Here is a 3135-nt window from a genome sequence, read left to right as displayed (position 1 = left end):
GGGCCGGTTACCGCTTTCGCGGCAACCGGCCCTTGTCATTCGACCGTCGAAGCGCCCTGGCCGGGCGCGTGCCCTTACACGTCGAACTTCACCCCCTGCGCCAGCGGCAGCTGCCGGCTGTAGTTGATCGTATTCGTCGCACGGCGCATATACGCCTTCCACGCATCCGAACCCGACTCGCGGCCGCCGCCCGTTTCCTTCTCGCCGCCGAACGCGCCGCCGATTTCCGCGCCGCTCGTGCCGATGTTCACGTTGACGATCCCGCAATCGCTGCCGGCCGCCGACATGAATTGCTCGGCCTCGCGCATGTCGTTCGTGAAGATCGCCGACGACAGGCCTTGCGGCACCGCGTTGTGCACGTCGATCGCGTCGTCGAAGTTGTCGTAGACCATCACGTACAGGATCGGCGCGAACGTCTCGCGCTCGACCACCGCCGACTGCTTCGGCATCCGCACGATGGCCGGACGCACGTAGTACGCATCCGCGTGACCGACGTCGACGCGCTCGCCGCCCTTCACTTCGCCGCCCTGCTCGCGCGCATCGGCCAGCGCCTTCTGCATCGCGTCGAACGACGCACGATCGACCAGCGGGCCGACCAGCGTGCCTTCCTCGAGCGGGTTGCCGACCTTCACCGACGCGTAGGCCTTCTCGATGCGCGGCAGCAGTTGCTCGACGAGGCTGCGATGCACGATCAGGCGGCGCAGCGTCGTGCAGCGCTGGCCGGCCGTGCCGACCGCCGCGAACGTGACCGCGCGCACGACGAGGTCGAGATCCGCGCTCGGCGCGACGATCATCCCGTTGTTGCCGCCGAGCTCGAGGATGCCGCGTGCCAGGCGCTGGCTCAGCACCTTCGCGACTTCCTGGCCCATCCGCACGCTGCCCGTCGCGCTGACGACCGGCACCTTCTTCGACGCCGTCAGCACCTCGCCGACATCGCGCATGCCGAGCACCAGTTGGCTCAGTTCCGCCGGCGCGACGCCCGGATGCGTCTTGTCGAACTCGCGGAGCGCCTTCTGGAGCAGCACGTGGCACGCGATCGCGGTGAGCGGCGTCTTCTCGGACGGCTTCCACACGACCGAATCGCCGCACACGAACGCGAGCGCCGCATTCCACGCCCACACCGCGACCGGGAAGTTGAACGCCGAAATCACGCCGCACACGCCGATCGGGTGCCACGTTTCCATCATCCGGTGGCCCGGGCGCTCGGACGCGATCGTGAGACCGTAAAGCTGACGCGACAGGCCGACCGCGAAATCGCAGATGTCGATCATTTCCTGCACTTCGCCGAGGCCTTCCGACGTGATCTTGCCGGCTTCGAGCGTGACGAGGCGGCCGAGCTCGGCCTTGTGCTCGCGCAGCACGTTGCCGAACACGCGCACGAGTTCGCCGCGCACCGGCGCCGGCACCGTGCGCCACTTGAGGAATGCGTCGTGCGCGGCGTCGATCTTGCGCTCGGCGCCGGCGGGCGTGTCGACGGCCAGCGTCGCGAGCGTCGCGCCGTCGAGCGGCGAACGCGCGGTCAGCGCATTGCCTTTCCACTGGGCGAGATCGATGTCGAGCGCGGCAAGAATGTCGTTGAATTGCATCACTTCCTCTTCAGGGACAGATTGATCGGTGCGGCGGCAGCGCCGCCCGCGTGATTCGATTGGAGCGCGTTCGAGCGCGTCGTGCAAGCGGACGCGCCGCGCGGCGGGCCGGTGCGCCATCCGGCGCATTGCGCTGCGCCGCCGCCGGAAAGCCCGGCCGGACGGCGCGCCCCAGCCTCGCGAGGCACGATCCATGAAACACATTGTCGATGGCCACAAGTCGGGCCGCTATTGATATTAACTCACGACTTCATTCCCAAAACGCAACAACTCGACCGGCCGGACCAACGCGTTTCCGGATCGATTCGGGACGTTTCCAAAGCCTGCGGCCGGGCACCCGGACGCATCGCGGCACGACACAAGTTGATGATCATCCCGCATCACCCTGTTCGGAAATATCGTTTGCCGCCGGTGCACCGGGCACACACAATCGGTGCGACGTCGAGGTGCAACGCACCCGGCGCGCCGCCGGCCGCCACCACGGCAGCCGGACGACCGACGAAGGCGACACGCACCACGGCCCGGCTCAGCGGGCCGGTTTCGCACCGCATCACCGCTACCCGCCGCGGGCGGCAACGCGTCGCGCTTCGTCACCGAAAAACAATCCCGGAGACAGCGCCCAGCGCCCGCCATGCATTCAGATGCCCGCCCCGATTCGTCCCGCCCGTCCGCCTCGCCCCCTGCGAAGCCCTCCCTCCACCGCGCGTTGCAGGCCCGCCATCTGCGGATGATCGCGATCGGCGGCTCGATCGGCACGGGCCTGTTCGTCGCGTCCGGCGCATCGATCTCGCAGGCCGGCCCCGGTGGCGCGATGCTCGCGTACATGCTGATCGGCCTGATGGTCTATTTCCTGATGACGAGCCTCGGCGAAATGGCCGCGTTCATGCCGGTGTCGGGCTCGTTCGCGACCTACGGCGCGAAGTTCGTCGACGAAGGCTTCGGCTTCGCGCTCGGCTGGAACTACTGGTACAGCTGGGCCGTGACGCTGGCGGTGGAGCTCGTCGCCGCGCAGCTCGTGATGCACTACTGGTTCCCGCACGTGCCGGGCGTCTGGTGGAGCGCGCTGTTCCTCACGCTGATCTTCGCGCTCAACGCGCTGTCGGTGCGCGGCTTCGGCGAGGCCGAATACTGGTTCGCGCTGATCAAGGTACTCACCGTGCTCGCGTTCGTCGGCGTCGGCCTGCTGATGATCTTCGGGATCATGCAGGGCGGCCCGAGCGCCGGCTGGGGCAACTTCACGATCGGCGACGCGCCGTTCGTCGGCGGCTGGGCGACGATGCTCGGCGTCGCGATGATCGCGGGCTTCTCGTTCCAGGGTACCGAGATGATCGGCGTCGCGGCCGGCGAATCGGAGAACCCGCGCACGACGATTCCGCGTGCGGTGAGCCAGATCTTCTGGCGCATCCTGCTGTTCTACGTGTTCGCGATCTTCGTGATCGGCGTGCTGGTTCCGTACACCGATCCGAGCCTGCTGAAGAGCGACGTGACCGATATCGGCGTGAGCCCGTTCACGCTGGTGTTCCGCCACGCGGGTCTCGCCTTTGCCGCC

At 67.8% G+C, this 3135-nt stretch carries 2 protein-coding genes; one reads left to right on the top strand and one right to left on the bottom strand.

Annotated features, from left to right (window positions below):
* Positions 1–74: 74 nt before the first annotated feature.
* Complete coding sequence (locus JMF90_RS30800; protein WP_011546925.1) at positions 75–1586, bottom strand: aldehyde dehydrogenase family protein; 1512 nt, start codon at positions 1584–1586, stop codon at positions 75–77.
* 631 nt (positions 1587–2217) lie between these two features.
* On the opposite strand from JMF90_RS30800, the gene JMF90_RS30795 reads away from it, so the two are divergent.
* Positions 2218–3135 (top strand): amino acid permease (locus tag JMF90_RS30795; RefSeq protein WP_201325859.1); only part of this gene is annotated, 918 nt, incomplete at its 3' end.

This window comes from Burkholderia sp. E168m23 (assembly GCF_016586125.1).
GTDB classification, from domain to species: domain Bacteria; phylum Pseudomonadota; class Gammaproteobacteria; order Burkholderiales; family Burkholderiaceae; genus Burkholderia; species Burkholderia orbicola.
This window is presented reverse-complemented; position numbering and strand designations above follow the sequence as displayed.

Bases quoted from the DNA above. Each gene is read 5' to 3' on its own strand.
- JMF90_RS30800 (WP_011546925.1), bottom strand. From the start codon at position 1,586: ATGCAATTCAACGACATTCTTGCCGCGCTCGACATCGATCTCGCCCAG.